The organism is Sphingomonas sp. Root241 (assembly GCF_001428865.1).
In the GTDB taxonomy this organism is placed as follows: Bacteria; Pseudomonadota; Alphaproteobacteria; order Sphingomonadales; family Sphingomonadaceae; genus Sphingomonas.
Genome location: NZ_LMIV01000001.1, coordinates 1,458,965 through 1,480,919, shown reverse-complemented (window position 1 = coordinate 1,480,919; position 21,955 = coordinate 1,458,965). Strand labels below are relative to the sequence as shown.

Below are 21,955 nucleotides of genomic sequence, written 5' to 3'. Positions count from 1 at the left end.
AATCTGGCGGCCCCTGACGATTGCGGTGCGCTTAACGGTACGGTGCATCGGCGGCAAGGTTCGCGGCGATCGCGCGCTCCCAGCGGTCGCCGTTCGCGAGCAGCTTATCCTTGTCGTAGATCAGCTCCTCGCGGGTCTCGGTCGAGAATTCGAAGTTCGGGCCTTCGACGATCGCATCGACGGGGCACGCCTCCTGGCACAATCCGCAATAGATGCACTTGGTCATGTCGATGTCGTAGCGCGTCGTGCGGCGGCTGCCGTCGTCGCGCGGCTCGGCCTCGATCGTGATCGCCAGCGCCGGACACACCGCCTCGCACAGCTTGCAAGCGATGCAGCGCTCTTCGCCGTTCGCATAACGACGCAGCGCATGCTCACCGCGGAAGCGAGGCGAGATCGGGTTCTTCTCGTACGGATAGTTGATCGTCGCCTTGGGCTTGAAGAAGTATCGCAAGGTCAGCCAGTGGGCCTTGAGGAACTCCCACAGCGTGTAGGAACGGACGAGTTGGGCGATGCTCATTTCAGCTCTCAGCACCAGAATTGACAGGAAGGCAGGAGGCTCGATAGTCGACGCCACTCCCCTTTACGGACACGTCAGCCTTCCATTCCCCAGCCTTTAGCTGATGGATAGTTAGCTCAACTTCTTCATGCCCTGCCAAGGCTTGACCGCCAGCGCGAATCCGCAACTTTTTTCCATCGGGGCCGTCTTGGATCGCATAATAACTTATCGCATCTACGAACTTGCCGGCAAATCGCGGAAGCCCTCCTCCCGGAATGGAGCCGTAACGCACGATGCTATGCCCATCCAATCGAGCAGCAGCGATCACGAACTGTTTGTTTTTCCGTGGCGTCGAAACGTTCGAGCAAACAAATCCCATTCCCACGCCTTCAAAGGTCTCAGCTCGCTGCTCTACGAACGGTTGCTCCGCGCACCCAATTAGAGGCAACGTCAATAGAATGCGAAGAACGATCACGCGGGCACCCCCACTCGCATCAGCATAAGGTACCCCGACACCAGGAACACGAAGATCAGCGACAGCGGCAGGAAGATCTTCCAGCCCAGCCGCATCAGCTGGTCGTAGCGATAGCGCGGGACGGTCGCCTTTACCCAGCTGAACACGAAGAAGAAGAACAGGATCTTGGCGAACAGCCAGATAATGCCCGGCACCCAATAAAGCGGCGCCCAGTCGAACGGAGGCAGATAGCCGCCCCAGAAGAGCGTCGCGTTGAGCGTACACATCAGCAGCACGTTGGCATATTCGCCGAGCCAGTAGAGCGCGAAGCTCATCGACGAATATTCGGTCTGATAGCCCGCGACGAGCTCGCTCTCAGCCTCGGTGAGGTCGAATGGCGCGCGCTGCGTTTCGGCGAGCGACGAGATGAAGAACACCACCGCCATCGGGAACAGCAGCGGATTGAACCCGAAGCCGTTGAAAAGGCCGAACACATGGCCGCGCTGCGCCTCGACGATACCGCCGAGGTTGAACGTCCCCGCCCACAGCACCACCGAGATCAGCACGAAGCCGATCGAGACTTCGTAGCTCACCATCTGCGCCGCAGCGCGGATCGCCGAGTAGAAGGGGTATTTCGAGTTGGACGACCAGCCCGCGAGGATGATGCCGTAGACGCCGAGCGACGAGGCCGCGAGGATGTAGAGCAAGCCGACATTGATGTTGGAGAGCACCACGCCCGCCTGCCAAGGCACCACCGCCCACACGATCAACGCGACCGTGAAGGTGATGATCGGCGCGATCAGGAACAGGGCCTTGTTGGCGCTCGACGGGATGATCGTTTCCTGGAGGAACACCTTCAGGCCGTCGGCGAAGCTCTGGAGCAGGCCAAACGGGCCGACCACATTGGGGCCGCGCCGCAGCGCCATCGCCGCCCAGATCTTCCGGTCGGCATAGATGATCATCGCCACCGCGAGCATCAGCGGCAATGCGATCACGAGAATGCCGACGATCGTCGCGACGAACCACGCCCAGCCGAAGGGCAGACCCACGAAGTTCTGGAAGAAGGCGGTCATGCGATTACTCCCTGTTCCCCTGCGAAGGCAGGGGCCCAGACTCGGCGCGATGCGCCGAGCGCGCTAACGCGCGTGATTTGTTCAAGGGGCTGGGCCCCTGCCTTCGCAGGGGAACCAGGAAGGGCGACCCCGCTCACTCCGCGGCCTCCGCAAAATCTTCGCCATGGACCAGTTCGGCCGAGCAGCGCTGCATCGTCGGAGATGCGCGGCAGATCGCGTTGGTCAGATAGAAGTCGGCGATCGGATAGTTGACCGGACCGCTGGCCTTGGCGGAGAGCTTGGGCGCCTTCCACGCGAAGGTCACCAGGCCCTCCTGCCCCAGCGCCGGCACTTCGGATGCCATCGCCGCGCGCAGCTCCTCGAAGCTGTCGAACGGCAAAGTACGGCCGAGCCTGTCGGAGAGCGCACGCAGGATCGACCAGTCCTCGCGCGCGTCGCCCGGCGCGAACACTGCGCGGTCGGCACGCTGGACGCGGCCTTCGAGGTTCACATAGGTGCCTGGCTTCTCGGCATAGGTCGCCGAGGGCAGGATCACATCGGCATGATGCGCGCCCTTGTCGCCATGATGGCCGATGAACACCTTGAAGCTGCTCTCGAACTTCGAGAAATCGACTTCGTCGGCGCCGAGGAAGAAAGCGAGCCTCGGGTTCGCGGCGACGATATCAGCGATGCCGCCCTTCTGCGCGAAGCCGAGCATCAGCGCCCCCATCCGCGCCGCGGCGATATGGACCACGCCGAAGCCGTTCCATGCCGACCCGTCCTCGAGCGTGCGCACCAGCTTCATCGGCTCGACCAATGCGAGCGCCGCGCCGAAGCCCGCACCCAGCGCGCCGGGGCCGACGATCACCAGCGGCTTCTTCGCGCCGTCGAACGCCTGCACCACCTGATCGGGCAGCTTGCCGAGCAGCGACAGGTCGTTGCCCAGCCATTCGAGCTTGTAGGTGAGATCGGTCTCGGGCCCGATCGCGAAGACCTTGGCGCCCTTCTTGATCGCTTTCCGGACCCGCGTGTTGATCAGCGGCGCTTCCCAACGCAGGTTGCTGCCGATCAGCAGGATCGCATCCGCATCCTCGACACCGGCGATGGTCGGGTTGAACGCCACCGCGCCGAGGCTCGACACGTCATAGTCCATGCCCGTCTGGCGGCTCTCGATCAGTTCCGAGCCGAGGCCCTTTAGCAGCGCCTTGGCGGCGTACATCGTCTCGCAATCGAGCAGGTCGCCGGCGATCGCCGCGACGCTGGAACCCGCATTCACTGCGGCGATCGCGTCGAACGCCTCGTCCCAGCTCGCCTCGACCAGCTTGTCGTCCTTGCGGACATAGGGCTTGTCGAGCCGGCGGCGGACCAATGCGTCGACATGGTAGCGCGTCTTGTCGTGCGCCCATTCCTCGTTGACGTCCTCGTTGATCCGCGGAAGCACGCGCATCACCTGGCGGCCGCGGCTGTCGAGGCGGATGTTGGTGCCCACGGCATCCATCACGTCGATCGAGAGGTTCCGCTTCAATTCCCACGGGCGATATTCGAACGCGACCGGCTTGTGGGTCAGCGCGCCGACCGGGCAGAGATCGACGGTGTTGCCGGAAAGCTCGCTCCTGAACGCCTTCTCCAGATAAGTCGTGATCTGCATGTCCTCGCCGCGATAGATCGCGCCGATTTCGTCCACGCCGGCCACTTCCTCGCCGAAGCGGACGCAGCGGGTGCACTGGATGCAGCGGGTCATGATCGTCTTGATGATCGGACCCATATACTTCTCGGTCACCGCCCGCTTGTTCTCGGTGTAGCGGCTATGGCCCTTGCCATAAGCGATCGACTGGTCCTGCAGGTCGCATTCGCCGCCCTGGTCGCAGATCGGGCAATCGAGCGGGTGATTGATCAGCAGGAATTCCATCACGCCTTCGCGCGCGGCCTTCACCATCTGGCTGTCGGTACGGATCTCCTGCCCCTCGGCGGCGGGCAGCGCGCACGAAGCCTGGGGCTTGGGCGGCCCGGGCTTCACTTCGACGAGGCACATGCGGCAATTGCCGGCGATCGACAGCCGCTCGTGATAGCAGAAGCGCGGAATCTCCTTGCCCGCGGCTTCGCAGGCCTGGAGCACGGTGGCGCCCTGCGGCACCTCGACTTCGACTCCGTCTACTTTGAGCTTAGGCACCCGCCGCTCCCAACTTTGATGCAGCGCGATAGAGCGCATAGGCAATGATTGCGCGAAGGTTCGGCGTATTCAGCGATACCTGCTGCCCCTCGAAAACGCACGGTCCGATGTCCGGCAACAAAATCTTGAGTGCCTCCGCCTCCTCCGTTTCCGTCGGTCGAGTCAACACCAACGCGCGCGCATTCCCCGGATTGCGGCGGACGACGCACATACCGAGATCCTCCAGCGCGTTGCGTGGACGAAACTCGGTTTTGTCGAGTGCCTCATCGGTAATCCCGGCAAGGCCGCCAAGGTCTGACTTCGCGTACTTCAGGCGAACGAAATATTCGGCCGCGCTCCCCGCGAAAAGCACCGGCGGGAAGCTGAGCAGGTCGAATTCCGGCGACGTGCCTAGACAGGCATCAAAGGAGTTGGTCGCTTCGTTGAGCACCTTGAGCTGCTCGGCGGAGGCGAAGGGAAGCTCCAGCGAACGCTGTGCTTTCTTGGTCTCACGATAGGCGATGCACTGGCCGAACGCGTGAGTCGCGCGGATCGCAGACTTTTTATCAAGCTTGCTGATCGATCCGACCGCCCCACGGTTCTGGTCGAGCCGCGTGCCGGTCTTCTGCGCAGCCGCCGGCGAAATGACGACGCAGCTTATCAACGCCGCCGCTCCGATCAGCCCATTCAGCCCAATGACTTGGCAGCTCACTCGGCCGCCTCCTGCATCGGCGCCTCGCCGGTGCCGTTGCGTTCGTTGATCCGCCGCTCGATCTCGGGGCGGAAATGGCGGATCAGGCCCTGGATCGGCCACGCTGCGGCGTCGCCGAGCGCGCAGATCGTATGGCCCTCGACCTGCTTGGTGACCTGGTGGAGCGTGTCGATCTCGCTGATGTCGGCGTCGCCGGTGCGCAGCCGCTCCATCACCCGCCACATCCAGCCGGTGCCTTCGCGGCACGGCGTGCACTGGCCGCAGCTCTCATGCTTGTAGAAATAGGACAGGCGCGAGATCGCGCGGACGATGTCGGTCGACTTGTCCATCACGATGACTGCGGCGGTGCCTAGGCCCGAGCCGACGCCGCGCAGGCCGTCGAAGTCCATCGGGCAATCCATGATCTGCGCCGCGGGGACGAGCGGCACCGAGGATCCGCCCGGGATCACTGCCAGCAGATTGTCCCAGCCGCCGCGGATGCCGCCGCAATGTTTCTCGATCAGCTCGCGGAACGGGATGCTCATCGCTTCCTCGACCACGCACGGTTTGTTCACATGGCCGCTGATCTGGAAGAGCTTGGTGCCCTTGTTGTTCTCGGCGCCGAAGCTCGCGAACCATTCCGGTCCGCGCCGCAGGATCGTCGGGACGACGGCGATCGATTCGACGTTGTTCACCGTGGTCGGGCAGCCGTAAAGGCCTGCGCCCGCCGGGAACGGGGGCTTCAATCGCGGCTGGCCCTTCTTGCCCTCGAGGCTCTCGAGCATCGCGGTCTCTTCGCCGCAGATATACGCGCCGGCGCCGCGGTGGACGAAGACGTCGAAGTCATAGCCCGAGCCCGCGGCATTCTTGCCGAGCATGCCCGCGTCATAGGCCTCGGCCACCGCCGCGAAGAGCGTCTCGGCCTCGCGGATATATTCGCCGCGGATGTAGATATAGGCGGCGCGCGCGCGCATCGCGAAGCCCGCGATCAGCGCGCCTTCGATCAATTTGTGCGGATCGTGACGAATGATCTCGCGGTCCTTGCACGAGCCCGGCTCGGATTCGTCGGCGTTGATCACCAGGAAGTTGGGCCGGTCGGGGCGCGGCTCCTTGGGCATGAACGACCATTTGGTGCCGGTCGGGAAGCCCGCCCCGCCCCGCCCGCGCAGGCCCGATGCCTTGATGCGGTCGATGATCGTGTCCTGCCCGATCGCCATCAGGCCCCTGGTATTGTCCCAGTCGCCGCGCTTCAGCGCAGCCGGCAGGTTCCACGGCTGGAAACCGTAGACGTTGGTGAAGATGCGGTCCTTGTCCTGCAGCATTTAGCGTCCCCGCCCCACCATCTTCTGGATCAGGATGTACGCAACCACGGCGAAGCCGATCAGGATCACGAGCCCGAGCAGCTTGAACGCGATCTTGAGCAGCCACCCGCCGACGACCAGCGCGGCGATCACCGCGAGGATGACGAACAACAGGTTCTTGGTGTCCTGGCTCATGCCCATTCCCCGCGATAATCGTGGTTTTCGTTCACCATCGCAGTGAGGTTGGTCGTGCCGCCGGCCGCCTCGACCGTGTGTCGGCCCGGCTCCTGCGTGCCGGTCTTCGGCTGCTCGCCCTTGGCCAGCGCATCGAGGATCGCGATCGTGCGATCGTAATCGAGATCCTCGTAATTATCGTCGTTGATCTGGACCATCGGTGCCGAGGCGCAGCTGCCGAGGCACTCGACCTCGGTGAGCGTGAACATGCCGTCGGCGGTGGTGTGCCCCTTGTGCATGCCACGGCTCTTGCACGCCGCCAGCACGTCGTCCGAACCGCGCAGCATGCACGGCGTCGTGCCGCAGACCTGCACATGGTAGCGGCCGACGGGCACGAGATTGAACATCGTGTAGAAGGTCGCGACCTCGAACACGCGGATGTACGGCAGCTCGAGTTCGCGCGCGACGAACTCGATCACCGGCACAGGCAGCCAACCCTGCGTATTGGTCTCCGCGCCGACCTGACGCTGGGCCAGATCGAGAAACGGGAGCGTGCACGACATCTGCCGGCCCGCCGGATAGCGGCCGAGGATTTCTCTGGCCTTCTCGGCATTCTCGGCCGTCCACGCAAACGCGTCCCAGCTCGCGCGGGTCTCGGCCTCGTCGGGAAGTTGTGGGGCGTCAGCCATTTTGTGAACTCTTCGTGGTGCCAACCGAGGGCTGCCCAAACAATTGTACCGCGCGTTCGCGACAGGCGGGAAACTCAATACCGTCTTCCGAAACGCAACTGACTACCTTCCGCATTCCCGCCTGCACACCAACGTATGAAAAGATGCGAGAGCCCTTGGAAGCGTGGGCGTCGTAATGAATCACGGTGCCCGCACCGAGATTCTCAGCGGAAATTTTCGAGCTAACCGAACCGATTTGATCGCCGTAGTTTTTGAGGATCATCTCATCCATTGCTCGCCGCATCGCCTCAATATCCTGCGGAGCCACCTCCACCGGAAAAGGGTCGCTTACCCCGCTGTCGATGACTTCGATCACGTGCTTCTCGTCGCTGGCAGCAGCATCGATACTAGTTGGATTCGCCGATCTCGGCGATCCGCACTGTCCTATTAACATCAGCAGCGAAACGACAAATCCCGTCGCAATAGGCCAGCGTACCGCATCACATCCCTCGCGCTTGGCGTTCAAGCGACGAGCCCACCAATATCCGAGAGCGACCGGCACTATGACGATGAGCGCCACGCCGGTCCAATGGCCGAGAGTGTGTGCGACATCGCGCTGGCTCACCGGATGAACTCCACCCGATCGACCTTGTCGTCGGCGAAAGAATAGACTGCCATCACTTCGAAGGGCTCAGCCTCTGGCGAGCGCATCACCTTCTCGTGCAGCACTGCGGTCTGGCCAAGCTGCCAGCTGCCCAGGATTTCGACGCGGTTGCCGGGAAACTCGGCGAACATCGCCTTCAGGCCCGAACGCACGCCTTCCTTGCCCTCACGGACCACCGCGCCGCGATATCCTGCCTCGCTCGCGCCATCGGTCATCAGCTCGACATAAGCGTCGGCGTCCTGCGCGTTGTAGCGGGCGATCATCTCGCGCGCGATTGCCACCTTGTCGTCGCTCACCGGTCGCACTCCCCGAACACGATATCCATCGCGCCCAGGATGGCGGTGATGTCGGCGAGCATGTGGCCGCGCGACATGAAGTCCATTGCCTGGAGGTGGCTGAACGCGGTCGGGCGGACCTTGCAGCGATACGGCTTGTTGGTGCCGTCGCTCACCAGATAGACGCCGAACTCGCCCTTGGGGCTCTCGGTCGCGACATACACTTCGCCGGCGGGGACGTGATAGCCTTCGGTGAACAGCTTGAAGTGATGGATCAGCGCTTCCATCGACTGCTTCATCTCGCCGCGGCTCGGTGGTGCGACCTTGCGGTCGAGCGTCAGCACCGGGCCTTCGGGCATCTCGTTCAGGCACTGCTTCATGATCCGCGCCGACTGGCGGACCTCCTCCACGCGCACCATGAACCGGTCATAGCAATCGCCGCGGGTGCCGACGGGCACGTCGAACTCCATGCGGTCATAGACGTCGTAAGGCTGCGAGCGGCGGATATCCCAGGGGATGCCCGCGGCGCGGATCATCGGGCCCGAAAAGCCCCAGGCGATCGCGTCGTCGCGGCTCACCACGGCGATGTCGACGTTGCGCTGCTTGAAGATGCGGTTCTCGGCGACGAGGCTGATCGCGTCCTCGAACAGCCGCGGCAGGCGGTTGTCGAGCCAGTCGGCGATGTCGGTGAGCAGCTTGAGCGGCACGTCCTGGCGGACGCCGCCGACGCGGTAGTAATTGGAGTGCATCCGCGCGCCCGAGGCACGCTCGAAGAAGTTGAGGCAATCCTCGCGGATTTCGAACAGCCACAGGTTCGGCGTCATCGCGCCGACGTCCATGACGTGGCTGCCGAGGTTGAGCATGTGGTTGCAGATGCGAGTCAGCTCGGCGAAGAATACGCGCAGATACTGGCCGCGCAGCGGCACTTCGAGGTCGAGCAGTTTCTCGACCGCGAGCACGAAGCTGTGCTCCTGTGCGAGCGGCGAGCAATAGTCGAAGCGATCGAAATACGGCAGCGCCTGGGTGTAGGTCTTGTACTCGATCAGTTTCTCGGTGCCGCGGTGGAGCAGGCCCACGTGCGGATCGATCCGCTCGATGATCTCGCCGTCCAGCTCGGTGACGAGGCGCAGCACGCCGTGCGCCGCCGGATGCTGCGGGCCGAAATTGATCGTGTAGTTGGCGATGGCGACGTCGCCGGTGGCGGGATCCTTCCGATCCTCGCCGCCGCGCTCCATCATCTTCTCGACGGTGTCGGTCATTGGTTCTGCCCCTTGCCCTTGGTCGGGACCACATCAGGGTCCTTGGGCTTGGACTTGCGGCGATTGCCCGGCGATTTCTCGCCGGCGCCGGTGGAAGCGGTGCTGTCGTCGGTCTTGGCCCGCTTGGCCCGCGGCTTAGCGGCCTTGGCCGCAGGCGCATCCGCCTTTTGGATCTCGTCGGCGCTGAGCGGCGTCGGCGCACCCTTCGCCTCGGGCACCTTGGGAGCATCGGCAGCAGGCGCCGCCGCGGGCGCAGCCGGCTTGGCCTGCGGCGTGTCCGCGGGCCCAGGCCCGGGAGCTGCCTTCTCGTCGCCCGGCAGCACATATTGCGCGCCTTCCCATGGGCTCATGAAGTCGAAATTGCGGAAGTCCTGTGCCAGCTTGACCGGCTCGTAAACGACGCGCTTGGACTCTTCCGAGTAACGCAGCTCGACATAGCCGGTCTGCGGGAAATCCTTCCGCAGTGGGTGACCAACGAAACCATAGTCGGTGAGGATGCGCCGCAGGTCGGTATTCCCGTCGAACAGCACGCCGTACATGTCGTAGACTTCGCGCTCGAGCCAGCCGGCGACCGGCCAGATCCCTGTCACGCTCGGTACCGGCGCGTCCTCGTCGGTCGTCACCCGCACGCGGATGCGGCGGTTCTGGGTGAACGACAGCAATTGATAGACCACGTCGAAGCGCTCGGGCCGCGCCGGATAATCGGCACCAGCGATCTCGCTCAGCTGCTGATATTCGAGGCCGGGCGTGTCGCGCAGCGCCAGCATCGCATCGACCAGGCGCTCGCGCACCACGGTCAGCGAAATCTCGCCAACGGCATCCTTGCTCTCGACCAGCATGTCGCCGAGCACGGCAGCGGCCGCATCGATTACGCCGTCATTGGGCATCATACGGGGTGCAGGCGCCCTCACCGTTCGAGTGTCCCGATGCGGCGGATCTTACGCTGGAGCTGCATTACGCCGTAGAGCAAAGCCTCGGCGGTCGGCGGGCAGCCGGGGACGTAGATATCGACCGGCACGATCCGGTCGCAGCCGCGCACGACGCTGTAGCTGTAATGATAATAGCCGCCGCCATTCGCGCACGACCCCATCGAGATCACGTATTTCGGCTCGGACATCTGATCGTACACACGACGCAACGCCGGCGCCATCTTGTTGCAGAGCGTTCCCGCGACGATCATCACGTCCGACTGGCGCGGAGAGGCGCGCGGCGCGGCGCCGAAGCGCTCCATGTCGTAGCGCGGCATGTTGACGTGGATCATCTCGACCGCGCAGCACGCCAGCCCGAAGGTCATCCACCACAGCGAGCCCGTACGCGCCCACTGGAACAGCTCCTCGGTCGAAGTGACGAGGAAACCCTTGTCACCCAGTTCGGCATTGATGTCGTCGAGGAACGCCACATTCGGGAGCGTCCCCGCAGGCGGAGGGTTGAGTTCTACTCCCACTCCAACGCACCTTTCTTCCACGCATAAACCAGTCCGAGCGCGAGCTCGGCAATGAAGATCATCATCGAGATCCACGCGGTCCAGCCGAGGTCGAACACACTGACCGCCCAGGGATAGAGGAACGCGGCTTCGAGATCGAAGACGATGAACAGGATCGCCACCAGATAGAAACGCACGTCGAACTGGCTGCGCGAATCCTCGAACGCGGGGAAGCCGCACTCATATTCGGTGAGCTTCTCCGGCGTCGGCTGATGCGTGCCGGTGAGCCGGCCTACCAGCATCGGCAGGAACACGAAGGCGCTCGAAAGCACCAGTGCCACGCCGAGGAACAGCAGGATCGGCAGATATTCGATTAGATCGACCAAAGTGCCTTCTCGCGGATGCGGAATCTTGGGGGGCTTCTAGGACTGTGAATGGAGTGCGGCAAGGGTCGAAAGCCTTGAGAATCACTCGCAACTGGGAGGGGTTAGGGCAGGTTGAAGACAACCACCGGAACCGGTTGCCGAGGCGCCGTGTCACCCTTGGTCGCCGCCGGCCAGCCGGCATCCGCGACGATCAGCAAATGCGTGCCGTCCACTGCCAGTTGGGTGGGATCGGTCAGCGGCGCACCACGATGCAGGACATCGGCCTCGATCCCCGTTTCCGTCACTCGGAAAGAGATCAGCGAGGCCGGGCTGCTCGCATTGTAGATCGTGAAATAGCGGTCGCCGACGCGCACCAGCCCATCCATGCCGCGCAGGGGCTTGCCGTCGGGCAGCGGCAGCGGCGTTCGTGCGCCGCTTTCCAGATCGACGCTGGCGATACCCCTGCCATAGTCCGCGACGATCAACCGCCTGCCGTCCGGGGTGAGCGCGGTGCCTTGCGCCGAGCGACCCACGCCGGGTGCGATCAACGTCCGGAAGGTGCGCCCATCCGGCAGCAAGCGATAGACCGCGCCGTTGAGCGTGTCCGAGACGAACACACTGCCCTCGCCTACCGATACGTCGCCGGGATGGAAGCCCTTGGCGGGGCTGAGCTTTGCCTTGAGCCGGCCCATCCGGTCCATTGCGACCAGCGCGCCGCTGTCGCAGCGGGCGATGCCGGGGAGCTCGGGGCAATCCGTTGCGATCCACAGCCAATTCCGCCGCACATCGAACGCCAGCCCCATCGGATGGAGCGTGCCCTTGGGCATGGCGAAGCGGCGGATTGTGCCCCGGGTCCGGGCAAGGATCGTCCGGTCGAGCACGCTGGAGAGCCAGACGACGCCGCCGTCGATCGCGATGCCCTCGACCAGCCGATGCGCCGCCGGCGCGGTGAACAATATCTGCGGCGCGTCCGCTGCGGCGCCAAGCGCCAGCAGCAGCGCGCCGGCACGGATCACCGGAGCGCGCCCGCCACCAGCTTGTGCAGCTTGGAATGGAGGACGTCGTTCGCCGCGAGGAACTGGCCACGCTCGCGTGCAAGGTCCTGGCCGCGATAATCGGTGACGAAGCCGCCGGCTTCCTTGATCAGCAGCAGGCCCGCCGAGACGTCCCATGGCTGGAGGTCCGATTCCCAGAAGCCGTCGAACCGCCCGGCCGCGACCCAGGCAAGGTCGAGCGCCGCGGCACCGAGCCGGCGGATACCCGCCACTTCAGGCGCCACCGCGCCGAAGATGCGGCTCCACTCGGCGAAATTGCCGTGGCCGAGGAAGGGAATGCCGGTCGCGATCAGCGCGTCGGCGAGGTCGCGGCGTGCCGAGACGCGCAGGCGCTGGTCCTGCACCCAGGCGCCGCGGCCCTTCTCGGCCCAGAAGCTCTCGTCGGTGAGCGGCTGGTAGATATAGCCGTGCGTGATCTCGGGCTTGCCCTGGCTGCCGAACGGGTCCTCGACCGCGATCGACATGCAGAAATGCGGGATGCCGTGGAGGAAGTTGGTGGTGCCGTCGAGCGGATCGATGATCCAGCGCGGCTTGCTGGGGTCGCCTTCGATCACGCCGCGCTCCTCGACGAGGAAACCCCAGTCGGGCCGCGCCTTCTGGAGCTCTTCGATCAGCGTGTCCTCGGCGCGCTTGTCGGCAAGGCTGACGAAGTCGGCTGGCCCCTTGCGGCTCACCTGGAGGTGCTGGACCTCGTTGAAGTCGCGCCGCAGCCGCGGTCCCGCCTTGCGGACGGCGCGCTCGATGACGGTGATGATACCGGAATGCGAAACCATAATCGTACCTTCTAGCCCCTCTCCTTCAGGGGAGGGGTTGGGGTGGGGCCTATCCCCAATCCGTGACCGCCGCGGGCAAAGCCCGCGTCGTCGGTCGAGCTGCGCTCACCGGCCGGGCCGGCGGATCGGACAAATAGCGCCGCTATTTGACTCGTCCGCTCGGCCTCAATCCGCCCTGCGGACGTAGGTCTGCTCGTAGACGTCGACGACGATCCGGGTTCCCGCGGCGATGTGCGGCGGGACCATCACGCGGACGCCGTTCTCGAGCACCGCCGGCTTGTACGACGACGATGCCGTCTGCCCCTTCACAACGGCATCGGCCTCGACGATCGTCGCTTCGATCGTGTCGGGCAGCTGTACCGAGATCGGGCGCTCGTCATAGAGCTCCATAACCACGTCCATGCCGTCCTGCAGGAACGCCGCGGCATCGCCGAGGATGCCCGCATCGAGCGTGATCTGGTCATAAGTGACCTTGTCCATGAACGTCAGCTGGTCGCCGTCGCGGAACAGGAACTGGAAGTCCGTCGTGTCGAGGCGCACGCGCTCGACCGTCTCCGCCGAACGGAACCGGACGTTGTTCTTGCGGCCATCGATGAGGTTCTTCATCTCGACCTGCATGTACGCACCACCCTTGCCGGGCTGGGTGTGCTGGATCTTCACGGCGCGCCAGATGCCACCTTCATATTCGATGATATTGCCGGGACGGATGTCCACGCCGCTGATCTTCATGGGATCGAGACCTGTAAGCTGAGAAAGAGCGAAGGCCGGGCCTTTAGCGATGCATCAGCGTTCGGGCAAGCACGCGGCCATCGCGGCATCGATGCGGCCCTGTGCCTCCTGGTCCCACAGCGGCGGATCCTCGGGCGTCGGCAGCCCGGGAAAATTCGGCACGTCTTCGGGCACCTGCACCAGGGGATGGCGCGTCACCGTGAAGAAATGCGCGTCGGGCATCACGCGTTCGTCGAGCGTGCCGCCGCGGACGAAGCGTATCGCGTCTCCGAAATCCGGATGCGTTCCCCACAAGCCCACGCCGCAGCGCGGGCAGCGCGCCGAACGCGTCGCCATGGTGCCGGATTGGGTGACGACGATCTCGGGCTCGCCCTCACCGAGCATCTCGACTCGGTCCGCCTCGATCATCGCGTTGATCGCGAACGCCGATCCGGTCTCACGCTGGCAGACGCGGCAGTGACATCCGTTCACGAAAATCGGTGCCGACGTCAGCCGAAAGCGGACATATCGGCAGTTGCACCCGCCCTGCATTGGAATTTTCCCTACCTCTCGCTTGAGGTTAAAGGGCGCCGCTGCGACCCGCAAGCACCGGATAGGGGTTGACCGGCTGCCCCTGCCACCAGCTGTCGCCCGGCTGCATGTGCGACATGGCGAAGTGGAGGTGGAAATTGCCCGTCCCCGCATTGCCGGTGTCGCCGACATAGCCGAGCAGGTCGCCGGCGCGTACCGGCATGCCCTCGACCACGCCCGGCGCATAACGCTGGAGATGCGCGTAATAATAGCTCCATTGCCGGTCGGGCGAACGGACATAGAGCGCTATCCCCCCGCCGCCCTCGCTGTAGAACAATTTCTCCACATTGCCCGGCGCCGCGGCAATCACCGGGGTGCCGCCGGCAGCCATGATATCGGTCGCCTGATGCGCCCGCGCGCCGTTGGCCCGCGACTGGCCCCAGGTGTCGACGATCTTGTCGCGCGGCACACCCTGCACCGGCACCATGAGCAATGGATGCTGCCACGCACCGACGGGCGCCGGCGCTGGAGCCGGTGCCGCCTGCTGCGCAGGCACGGCAGGCGGCGTCGGCACGATGCGGATCATCGACGCCAGCGCGGCCAGGCCCAGAAGCAAGACGATCCCCATCCCCATGGTCAGCCGCTTTAGCATGGCCGTCATTCCTGGAACACGGCTTCGGTGCCGGGCTTGACCATCAGCGCCAGCCGCGCCGCGTCCCAGTTGGTCAGGCGGATGCAGCCATGGCTCTGGGTGCGCGCGATGTTTTGCGGCTCGGGCGTCCCGTGGATGCCGTAATGCTCCTTGGAGAGATCGAGCCACACCACTCCGACCGGCCCGTTCGGCCCCGGCGGCAGCATCGCCTTCTCGTCGTCCTTCTTGGCGTCCCAGAACAAGTCCGGGTTATAATGAAACTTCGGATTGGTATCTATCACATTGATTTTCCATGCCCCGATCGGCAGCGGATCATGCTGACTGCCCATCGTGGCGCTGAACTGCGCCACGAGCCTGTCGTCGGCGTCGAAGACCTTGAGTACCTTCTCCGATTTGTCGACGACGATATGGTCGCCCGTGGGCTGGCGCGCCTCGACGTTGAGGTCGGTCAGCGTCTGGCGCCACTCGGGCTTGAGATCGCCTGCATAGTCGCGCGATGTGGGCAGCACGTTGGGGAAGACGAAGGTCGCGCCCGGCTGGATCGCCCCGCCCCCGGGATTGAGTTCGACCAGCACTTCGGGCGTGGTGTGGAACATCTCCGCCAGCTTCTCGAGCGGGCGAGTGTAGCCGAGCGAGGGCAGTTCGGCCTGCTTCTCGGGCTCCTTTGGGATCGGATTGACATACGGTCCCTGGAGCATCGCCGGATCGAGCGTCACACGCGTCACCGGGCGCCGCGCGCGATATTCGTGGAGCGCACCGAGCGTGGCGCGATCGAGCTTCCCGCTGGTCTGGATCCCGCGCGTCGACTGGAACGCCTTGAGCGCGGCGGTGAGCGACTGGCCCTCGCGCCCGTCGACGATCCCCGGTGAGAAGCCGAGCGAATCGAGGATCACCTGCGCATGCAGGATCGAATAGTCGATCGGAGGTTTCTCCCGGGGCGCCTTCGCCGCGGATTGCGCCGCTATCGGCGCGGACGCGAACAGGACGGCGCCCAGCGCGAGGCCCGACACCTTATACCAATGAAAAACCTGCAAAACATGCGCTCCCGGCCAATGAGGTCAGGCGAGAACGAACGCCGGCTGCCTTGTTTCCGGAACGCGCGGAATGGTCAGGTCGCAAGTAGCTGGTTGAATGCCTTCACTACCTCGGCTTCATCGCCGCTCCACACCGCAGCCGACACCGCAAGGAAATCCGCCCCGGCCTCGACCAGCGGCCGCGCATTGACCGGCGTGATCCCGCCAATCGCGACGCAGGGTATCTCGAACACCGTCGTCCACCAGCTCAGGATCGCCGGATCGGGATGGTGCCGCACCTCCTTGGTCGTGGTGGGATAGAAGGCGCCGAACGCGACATAATCGGCACCCGCCTCGCCCGCTTCCATCGCGAGATGGCGGCTGTCGTGGCAAGTCACGCCGATCTGGGCCGTGGGCCCGAGCACCGTACGCGCCTCGCGCGGGTCGCCGTCGCCCTGCCCCAGATGTACGCCGTCGGCGCCCAGCCTTTTGGCGAGGCTTATGCTGTCGTTGATCAGGAACGCCACGTCGCGATCGCCGCAGATCCGCTGGAGCGGTTCGGCGAGCGCCGCCGCCGCATGCTGGTCCACGCCCTTCACCCGGAACTGGAACGCCGCCACAGGGCCGGCATCCAGCGCGCGCGCCAGCCGATCCGCGAACTCGCCCGAAACATCGAGCGGCGAGATCAGGTAGAGCTGGCAGGCCGGGCGACGAACGTCGCGAACGAAATGATCCGCGAAGCCTTCCAGCGCGTTATCGGCGTCGAAATCGTCGTCGGGATCGTGCATGGTCAACTCCGGGCTCGCGAAAATTCGTGTCGGTTGTTCGGGCTGGGTCTACGCCCATTGGCGTGGCCGCTTCTACCCCGAGAAGCTGGCGGTCAAGCGCTGGTTCGCCTTCTACGCCGAGCATTTCGATACGGTCGAGATCAACAACAGCTTCTATCGCCTGCCCAAAGCGGAGACGTTCGACGCATGGCGCGAACAGGCGCCGCCAGGCTTTTGCTATGCGGTCAAGGCCAACCGCTTTCTCACCCAGGCGAAGAAGCTCAAGGATTGCGAGGAACCGCTCGAGCGGATGATGACGTCGTTTCGCCACCTGAAGCCCGCGCTTGGTCCGATCCTTTACCAGCTCCCGCCGCGCTTTCGCCTCAATCTCGAACGCCTCGAGAGTTTTTTGCAACTGCTTCCAAAAGATGTCGTCAACACATTCGAATTTCGCGACAAAAGTTGGTATATAGACGAGGTCTACGCACTACTCGATCGATACGATGCGGGCTTCTGCGCGCACGACATGCCGGGATCGGAAAGTCTGCGGATCGCCACCGGCCCGGCCGCCTATGTCCGCTTCCATGGCGGCGAGGGCAAATATTGGGGCCGCTATTCCGACGAGCGCCTGCTCGATTGGGCCGACTGGATGCTCGATCAGGCGAGGAATGGCCGGCCGGTCTGGGCCTATTTCAACAACGATGCCGAGGCGCATGCCATCCACGACGCGCTGACGCTGAAAGCGATGATCGCGCAATCCGCCGGGCGAGCGCATTGACGCATATGCAGGAGAATTCACCGCGAATGCGCCGATCTTGCCGGGACGCCGCTATAACAATGCGATGCCGCCGAATGCATCGGACGGCCGTGCAAGTTATCCGAGACCGGCGGAGCCAGCCCAAATGACCAACGACAAACCCCGCTTCCTGTTGCTCAAGTCGATCAACGGCGATCCGATCCTGGTCAATTTGTCGCTGGTGCGCACCGTCACGACGATCAACCTCGCCGGCGACGACGTGGGAGTGATCTCGTACGACAAGGATCATGAAGTGGTGGTCGGGTCGACCGTGCCCGACGTCATGGCGGCAATGGCCGCGGATCCGATCCCGCTCTCGGACTGACTTTCAGGCGGGGCGCGCTACCGGGCGCGTCTCGGCGCTGATCTCGAAACCGGCGATCAGCGGGCGCCCCTTCGCGATCGCATCGCGCACCGCCGGAAGCTGCAGCGATGCCTTGTGGCTCGATGCATCGTCCCAGATCTCGGTGATCCAGATCGCGTCGGAGTCCTTCACGTCCTCGGCGATCAGATAGGCGCGGCAACCGGGCATCGTGCTCGTGCCCGAGTTGAGGATCGCGATCAGCTCGGCGCGCTTGCCGGGCTGCGCCTTGATCTTGCCGATCATGCCGAACGGTATTGGATCTTCCATCTTGCTCCCCTTCGCCATGGCCCGGCCACCCAGCATCGCTAGCGCGAGGCCTGCGAGCACAGGGCGGCGCGCAACAGTCATTCGGCGCCCTTGTAGATGCCGATCAGCTTTTCGAGCATCGCCAGCGCGTCCCCACGAGGGCGCTGGAACGTGTTCCGGCCGATGATCGAGCCGTTGCCGCCCCCGTCGCGAATGTCGCGCGCGTCCTGATAGACCGCATCCTCGCCCTTGGCCGCGCCACCCGAGAAGACGACGATCCGACGGCCGTTGAAGCAGCTCTTCACGACATGACGGACCCGGTCGGACTGCGCCGACCAGTCGGTGCCCTCATAGGATTTCACTGCGTCCTTCTGCTCGATATGCGCGCTCGGCAGCTTGACCTTGATGATGTGCGCACCGAGCAGGGCCGCCATATGCGCGGCATAGGCGCCGACATCGAGCGCGAGTTCGCCTTCCTTGGAGAGCTTGCCGCCGCGCGGGTACGACCAGATCACCGTCGCGATGCCGACCGCCTTGGCCTCGGCGGAGAGCTCCTTGATCTCCTCGATCATGTCGAACACGTCGTCGGCGCCCGGATAGATGGTGAAACCGATCGCCGAACAGCCGAGCCGCAACGCGTCGTCGACGCCGCCGGTAACCGCCTGATTGATGCCCGTCGCCCAGCTGTTCGAGCTGTTGACCTTGAGGATCGTCGGAATCTGCCCTGCGAAGGTGTCGGCACCCGCCTCGATCATCCCCAATGGCGCGGCATACGCCGAAAGCCCGGCGTCGATCGCGAGCTGGAAATGGTAATGCGGGTCATAGGCATCGGGATTGACCGCAAAGCTGCGCGCTGGACCGTGCTCGAAGCCTTGATCGACGGGCAGGATGATCAGCTTGCCGGTTCCGCCGAGCCGCCCCTGCATCAGGATGCGGGCGAGGTTTGCCTTCACGCCCGGATTATCGGACTCGTAATTGGCGAGAATGGCTTTGACGGCAGGCGTGATGCTCATGATTCCCCCTGATTCGGTGGCTATGCCGCGGTCCCTATCGCACCGCACAAGAGGCGGGAACTGCTGACAACGCTGACGAGCGTGCTCCGGATGCGCAACGAGGCGAAATGGCGCCGTTGGGCGCCGGGCCGCGTGAGACTGGCGCGCTCGCACTCGCGGGCGAGGACCAATGTCCGCGTTGACCACGAGCCGGCGCCGCATCAATAAAGCAACAGGGGGGAATATGCAGATGGATCGACTTTCAGCGCGGAGCTTGCGTCTCGTCTGCCTCTCATTGCTGCCACTGGCCCTGAGCGGCGCCGTGGCGGGCAAGAAGCCGGTTATCGGCCAGATCGCGCCGGATGCGGAACTCACCCTCGTCGACGGCACCAAGCTGAATCTCGGCGAGATGCGCGGCGATGTCGTCGTGCTGAACTTCTGGGCGACCTGGTGCGTCCCGTGCAGGACCGAACTCCCGATCCTGGACACCTATTACCAGATCCAGAAGCGTCACGGCCTGCGAGTCTATGCAGTGACGACCGAGGGATCGGTCCCGCTATACAGGCTCAAGCCCCTGTTCGGGCGGCTCCAGATCGCGCCCGCCCGGAAGATCAAGGGGCCGTATGGCCCGATCGACGGCGGCGTACCGACCAACTACATCATCGATCGATCCGGCAAGGTTCGCTATGCGAAGGCGGGCGCCTTGACGCTCGAGATACTCAACGAGCAATTGGTGCCGCTGCTGCGCGAGCGCGCGCCTACGCAATAATCACCGCGCGAGTGCGGCGACGCCCGGCAGTTCCTTGCCTTCCATCCATTCGAGGAACGCGCCGCCGGCGGTCGAGACGAAAGTGAAGTCGTCCGCCACCCCTGCCTGATTGAGCGCCGCGACGGTATCCCCGCCCCCGGCGACCGAAACCAGCGAGCCTTCCTTGGTCAGCGCGGCCGCGGTCTTGGCCAGCGCCACGGTGGCGGCGTCGAACGGCGGCGTCTCGAAGGCACCCATCGGCCCATTCCAGACGAGCGTGCGGCAATTCTTGAGGACATCGCCCAAGGCCTCGGTAGCCGCGGGGCCGACATCGAGGATCATCTCGTCGGCGGCGACTTCATGGACATTGACCGTGCGTGTCGGCGGATTGGGCCTGAACTCCTTCGCCACCACCACGTCATAGGGCAGATGGACGGTGCAGTTCGCCTTCCCGGCCGCGTCGAGGATCTCCTCGGCGGTGCCGGTCAGATCGTGCTCGCATAGCGATTTACCGACATTCACGCCGCGTGCGGCGAGGAAGGTGTTGGCCATGCCGCCGCCGATGATCAGGTGATCGACCTTCTCGACCAGGTGCCGCAGCACGTCGAGCTTGGACGAGACCTTGGCGCCGCCCACGACTGCCGCGACCGGATGTTCGGGATTGCCGAGCGCCTTGTCGAGCGCGTCGAGCTCGGCCTCCATCTGCCGCCCCGCGAACGCCGGCAGCTTGTGCGCAAGACCCTCGGTCGAGGCATGCGCGCGGTGCGCCGCCGAGAAGGCGTCGTTGACATAGAGATCGCCGAGCGCGGCGAGCCGCTCGACGGTCTCGGGCGCGTTCTTCTCTTCGCCCGGATCGAAACGAGTATTCTCGAGGATGCCGACTTCGCCGTCCTGCATCTTGTCGATGACCTCGGCGGCATGCTGGTCGTCGATGAAGCGCACTTCGCGCCCCAGCACCTGCTGGAACGGCAAGGTGACCAAGGCAAGGCTCATGCTCGGATCACGCTGCCCCTTGGGACGCCCGAAATGCGCGAGGACGATCACCTTGGCGCCCTTGTCCGCCAGCTCGGCGACGGTCGACACCGCGGCGCGCAGCCGGGTGTCGTCGGTCACCACGCCGTCGGCCATCGGCACGTTGAGGTCCTCGCGGACGAGTACCCTCTTGCCGGTGACATCGCCCATGTCGTCGAGCGTCTTGAAGTTGCGCGCCATTTGTCCCTCTTCGTCATCCCGGCGAAAGCCGGGATCTCAGGCCGCGAGCGAGCGGCATGTGGCACGAGACCCCGGATTTCGCCGGGGTGACGGCCTTTGGTGGTTAGCCCAGCTTCGCCATCGCCGAGGCGGTATCGACCATGCGGTTCGAGAAGCCCCATTCGTTGTCGTACCAGCTGACCACGCGGACGAGCTTGCCGTCGATCACTGCAGTCTCCAGGCTGTCGACCGTCGACGAGGCCGGCGTATGGACGATGTCGATCGAGACCAGCGGCTCGTCCGAATAGACGAGCACGCCCTTGAGCGGGCCGCTCTCCGACGCTGCCTTGAGGATCGAATTGATTTCCTCGCGGCTGGTGTCGCGCTTCGGAGTGAAGGTGAGGTCGACGAGGCTGCCATCGGGGACCGGAACACGGATGGCCGAGCCGTCGAGCTTGCCCTTCAGTTCGGGGAGCACCTCGCCCACTGCGCGCGCGGCGCCGGTGGTGGTCGGGATGATGTTCATCGCCGCTGCGCGCGCACGGCGCAGGTCCGGATGGATCTGGTCGAGGATCTTCTGATCGTTGGTATAGGCGTGGACCGTAGTCATCAGGCCACGCTCGATGCCGACGCTGTCGTTGAGCACCTTGGCGACCGGCGCGAGGCAGTTCGTGGTGCATGACGCGTTCGAGACGATGGTGTGCCCGGCCTCGAGCTTGTCGTGATTGACGCCGAAGACGACGGTCAGGTCGACACCCTTGCCCGGCGCCGAGATCAGCACCTTCTTCGCGCCCGCATCGATATGCTTCTGTGCCGAAGCGCGATCGGTGAAGAAACCGGTGCATTCGAGCACCAGCTCGACGCCACTGTCCTTGTGTGGAAGGTTGGCGGGATCCTTCTCCGCGGTCACCTTGATCCGCTTGCCGTCGATGACGAGATCGTTGCCGTCGGCGCTCACCGTGCCCGGATATTTGCCGTGGACGCTGTCACGCGAAAAGAGCCACGCATTCGACTTGGCATCGGCGAGGTCGTTGATCGTGACCAGCTCGAGCCCGCTGTCGGGACGCTCGAGGATCGCGCGCGCGACCAGCCGTCCGATGCGGCCGAAACCGTTGATCGCAACCTTCGTCATATCGCTTCACTCCTGC

General features: G+C 64.5%; 28 protein-coding genes. 3 read left to right on the top strand and 25 right to left on the bottom strand.

Annotated elements, in window-relative coordinates; all coding sequences use genetic code 11:
• Positions 1-31: 31 nt before the first annotated feature.
• From nuoI to thiE, 21 genes are all read right to left on the bottom strand, one after another.
• Positions 32-517, bottom strand: a complete 486-nt coding sequence (gene nuoI / locus ASE13_RS06890; protein ID WP_056612949.1) for an NADH-quinone oxidoreductase subunit NuoI — start codon at positions 515-517, stop codon at positions 32-34.
• A gap of 1 nt (position 518) precedes the next feature.
• A complete protein-coding gene (locus ASE13_RS19755; RefSeq protein WP_156404772.1) occupies positions 519-971 on the bottom strand; it encodes a hypothetical protein in 453 nt (150 codons plus the stop codon).
• Positions 968-2,023 carry an NADH-quinone oxidoreductase subunit NuoH gene (gene nuoH, locus ASE13_RS06885; RefSeq protein ID WP_056612947.1) on the bottom strand — a complete coding sequence of 352 codons (1,056 nt, stop codon included), beginning with the start codon at positions 2,021-2,023 and terminating at the stop codon, positions 968-970. The genes ASE13_RS19755 and nuoH overlap by 4 nt, the downstream gene beginning before the upstream one ends.
• Positions 2,024-2,156: 133 nt before the next feature.
• Entirely contained in the window at positions 2,157-4,172 is a 2,016-nt protein-coding gene (gene nuoG / locus ASE13_RS06880) for an NADH-quinone oxidoreductase subunit NuoG (RefSeq protein ID WP_056612946.1), read from the bottom strand.
• Positions 4,165-4,863, bottom strand: a complete 699-nt coding sequence (locus tag ASE13_RS06875; RefSeq protein WP_156404771.1) for a hypothetical protein — start codon at positions 4,861-4,863, stop codon at positions 4,165-4,167. Before ASE13_RS06875 ends, nuoG begins: the two co-directional genes overlap by 8 nt.
• Positions 4,860-6,164, bottom strand: coding sequence for an NADH-quinone oxidoreductase subunit NuoF (nuoF, locus tag ASE13_RS06870; RefSeq protein ID WP_056612942.1), 1,305 nt, complete (start codon positions 6,162-6,164; stop codon positions 4,860-4,862). Before nuoF ends, ASE13_RS06875 begins: the two co-directional genes overlap by 4 nt.
• The gene (locus ASE13_RS06865; protein WP_156404770.1) at positions 6,165-6,338 is read right to left on the bottom strand and encodes a hypothetical protein; all 174 of its coding nucleotides are present in this window, start codon (positions 6,336-6,338) and stop codon (positions 6,165-6,167) included. It lies immediately after the preceding gene.
• Positions 6,335-7,006, bottom strand: a complete 672-nt coding sequence (locus tag ASE13_RS06860) for a complex I 24 kDa subunit family protein (protein ID WP_056612937.1) — start codon at positions 7,004-7,006, stop codon at positions 6,335-6,337. Before ASE13_RS06860 ends, ASE13_RS06865 begins: the two co-directional genes overlap by 4 nt.
• Positions 6,999-7,610 (bottom strand): hypothetical protein, encoded by a 612-nt coding sequence (locus tag ASE13_RS06855; RefSeq protein ID WP_156404769.1) that lies wholly within the window; start codon positions 7,608-7,610, stop codon positions 6,999-7,001. The genes ASE13_RS06860 and ASE13_RS06855 overlap by 8 nt, the downstream gene beginning before the upstream one ends.
• Positions 7,607-7,912: a nuclear transport factor 2 family protein gene (locus tag ASE13_RS06850; RefSeq protein ID WP_414885311.1), complete on the bottom strand. Its 306-nt coding sequence runs from the start codon at positions 7,910-7,912 to the stop codon at positions 7,607-7,609. The genes ASE13_RS06855 and ASE13_RS06850 overlap by 4 nt, the downstream gene beginning before the upstream one ends.
• 29 nt (positions 7,913-7,941) lie before the next feature.
• On the bottom strand, positions 7,942-9,183 hold the full coding sequence (locus ASE13_RS06845; RefSeq protein WP_056612931.1) for an NADH-quinone oxidoreductase subunit D: 1,242 nt from the start codon (positions 9,181-9,183) through the stop codon (positions 7,942-7,944).
• Positions 9,180-10,094, bottom strand: coding sequence for an NADH-quinone oxidoreductase subunit C (locus ASE13_RS06840; protein ID WP_056612928.1), 915 nt, complete (start codon positions 10,092-10,094; stop codon positions 9,180-9,182). Before ASE13_RS06840 ends, ASE13_RS06845 begins: the two co-directional genes overlap by 4 nt.
• Positions 10,091-10,627: a NuoB/complex I 20 kDa subunit family protein gene (locus ASE13_RS06835; protein ID WP_056612926.1), complete on the bottom strand. Its 537-nt coding sequence runs from the start codon at positions 10,625-10,627 to the stop codon at positions 10,091-10,093. The genes ASE13_RS06840 and ASE13_RS06835 overlap by 4 nt, the downstream gene beginning before the upstream one ends.
• A complete protein-coding gene (locus tag ASE13_RS06830; protein ID WP_029724239.1) occupies positions 10,618-10,992 on the bottom strand; it encodes an NADH-quinone oxidoreductase subunit A in 375 nt (124 codons plus the stop codon). Before ASE13_RS06830 ends, ASE13_RS06835 begins: the two co-directional genes overlap by 10 nt.
• Positions 10,993-11,093: 101 nt before the next feature.
• Positions 11,094-11,987, bottom strand: coding sequence for an SMP-30/gluconolactonase/LRE family protein (locus tag ASE13_RS06825; protein WP_056612924.1), 894 nt, complete (start codon positions 11,985-11,987; stop codon positions 11,094-11,096).
• On the bottom strand, positions 11,984-12,799 hold the full coding sequence (locus tag ASE13_RS06820; protein ID WP_056612922.1) for an inositol monophosphatase family protein: 816 nt from the start codon (positions 12,797-12,799) through the stop codon (positions 11,984-11,986). Before ASE13_RS06820 ends, ASE13_RS06825 begins: the two co-directional genes overlap by 4 nt.
• Before the next feature lie 165 nt (positions 12,800-12,964).
• Positions 12,965-13,528, bottom strand: coding sequence for an elongation factor P (gene efp, locus ASE13_RS06815; protein WP_056612920.1), 564 nt, complete (start codon positions 13,526-13,528; stop codon positions 12,965-12,967).
• A gap of 54 nt (positions 13,529-13,582) precedes the next feature.
• Positions 13,583-13,999 (bottom strand): GFA family protein, encoded by a 417-nt coding sequence (locus ASE13_RS06810; RefSeq protein ID WP_235536870.1) that lies wholly within the window; start codon positions 13,997-13,999, stop codon positions 13,583-13,585.
• Between the two features lie 88 nt (positions 14,000-14,087).
• Complete coding sequence (locus tag ASE13_RS06805; RefSeq protein ID WP_056614862.1) at positions 14,088-14,690, bottom strand: M23 family metallopeptidase; 603 nt, start codon at positions 14,688-14,690, stop codon at positions 14,088-14,090.
• A 5-nt stretch (positions 14,691-14,695) separates the two neighbouring features.
• The gene (locus ASE13_RS06800; RefSeq protein WP_414885303.1) at positions 14,696-15,724 is read right to left on the bottom strand and encodes a L,D-transpeptidase family protein; all 1,029 of its coding nucleotides are present in this window, start codon (positions 15,722-15,724) and stop codon (positions 14,696-14,698) included.
• A 74-nt stretch (positions 15,725-15,798) separates the two neighbouring features.
• Positions 15,799-16,491: a thiamine phosphate synthase gene (gene thiE, locus ASE13_RS06795; RefSeq protein ID WP_056612914.1), complete on the bottom strand. Its 693-nt coding sequence runs from the start codon at positions 16,489-16,491 to the stop codon at positions 15,799-15,801.
• On the opposite strand from thiE, the gene ASE13_RS06790 reads away from it, so the two are divergent.
• Both ASE13_RS06790 and ASE13_RS06785 read left to right on the top strand, forming a co-directional pair.
• Positions 16,490-17,248 (top strand): DUF72 domain-containing protein, encoded by a 759-nt coding sequence (locus ASE13_RS06790; protein ID WP_056612912.1) that lies wholly within the window; start codon positions 16,490-16,492, stop codon positions 17,246-17,248. The two genes, thiE and ASE13_RS06790, sit on opposite strands and share 2 nt — an antisense overlap.
• 124 nt (positions 17,249-17,372) lie before the next feature.
• Positions 17,373-17,591 carry a hypothetical protein gene (locus ASE13_RS06785; RefSeq protein ID WP_156404767.1) on the top strand — a complete coding sequence of 73 codons (219 nt, stop codon included), beginning with the start codon at positions 17,373-17,375 and terminating at the stop codon, positions 17,589-17,591.
• A gap of 3 nt (positions 17,592-17,594) precedes the next feature.
• On the opposite strand, the gene ASE13_RS06780 is transcribed toward ASE13_RS06785, so the two are convergent.
• Positions 17,595-17,897 carry a putative quinol monooxygenase gene (locus ASE13_RS06780; RefSeq protein ID WP_056614857.1) on the bottom strand — a complete coding sequence of 101 codons (303 nt, stop codon included), beginning with the start codon at positions 17,895-17,897 and terminating at the stop codon, positions 17,595-17,597.
• A 77-nt stretch (positions 17,898-17,974) separates the two neighbouring features.
• A complete protein-coding gene (locus ASE13_RS06775; protein WP_056612910.1) occupies positions 17,975-18,889 on the bottom strand; it encodes a class I fructose-bisphosphate aldolase in 915 nt (304 codons plus the stop codon).
• Positions 18,890-19,118: 229 nt separating this feature from the next.
• On the opposite strand from ASE13_RS06775, the gene ASE13_RS06770 reads away from it, so the two are divergent.
• The gene (locus ASE13_RS06770) at positions 19,119-19,637 is read left to right on the top strand and encodes a TlpA disulfide reductase family protein (RefSeq protein ID WP_156404766.1); all 519 of its coding nucleotides are present in this window, start codon (positions 19,119-19,121) and stop codon (positions 19,635-19,637) included.
• On the opposite strand, the gene ASE13_RS06765 is transcribed toward ASE13_RS06770, so the two are convergent.
• Both ASE13_RS06765 and gap read right to left on the bottom strand, forming a co-directional pair.
• On the bottom strand, positions 19,638-20,828 hold the full coding sequence (locus ASE13_RS06765) for a phosphoglycerate kinase (RefSeq protein ID WP_056612906.1): 1,191 nt from the start codon (positions 20,826-20,828) through the stop codon (positions 19,638-19,640).
• 103 nt (positions 20,829-20,931) lie between these two features.
• Positions 20,932-21,939 (bottom strand): type I glyceraldehyde-3-phosphate dehydrogenase, encoded by a 1,008-nt coding sequence (gene gap, locus ASE13_RS06760; protein ID WP_056612904.1) that lies wholly within the window; start codon positions 21,937-21,939, stop codon positions 20,932-20,934.
• Between the last annotated feature and the right edge of the window lie 16 nt (positions 21,940-21,955).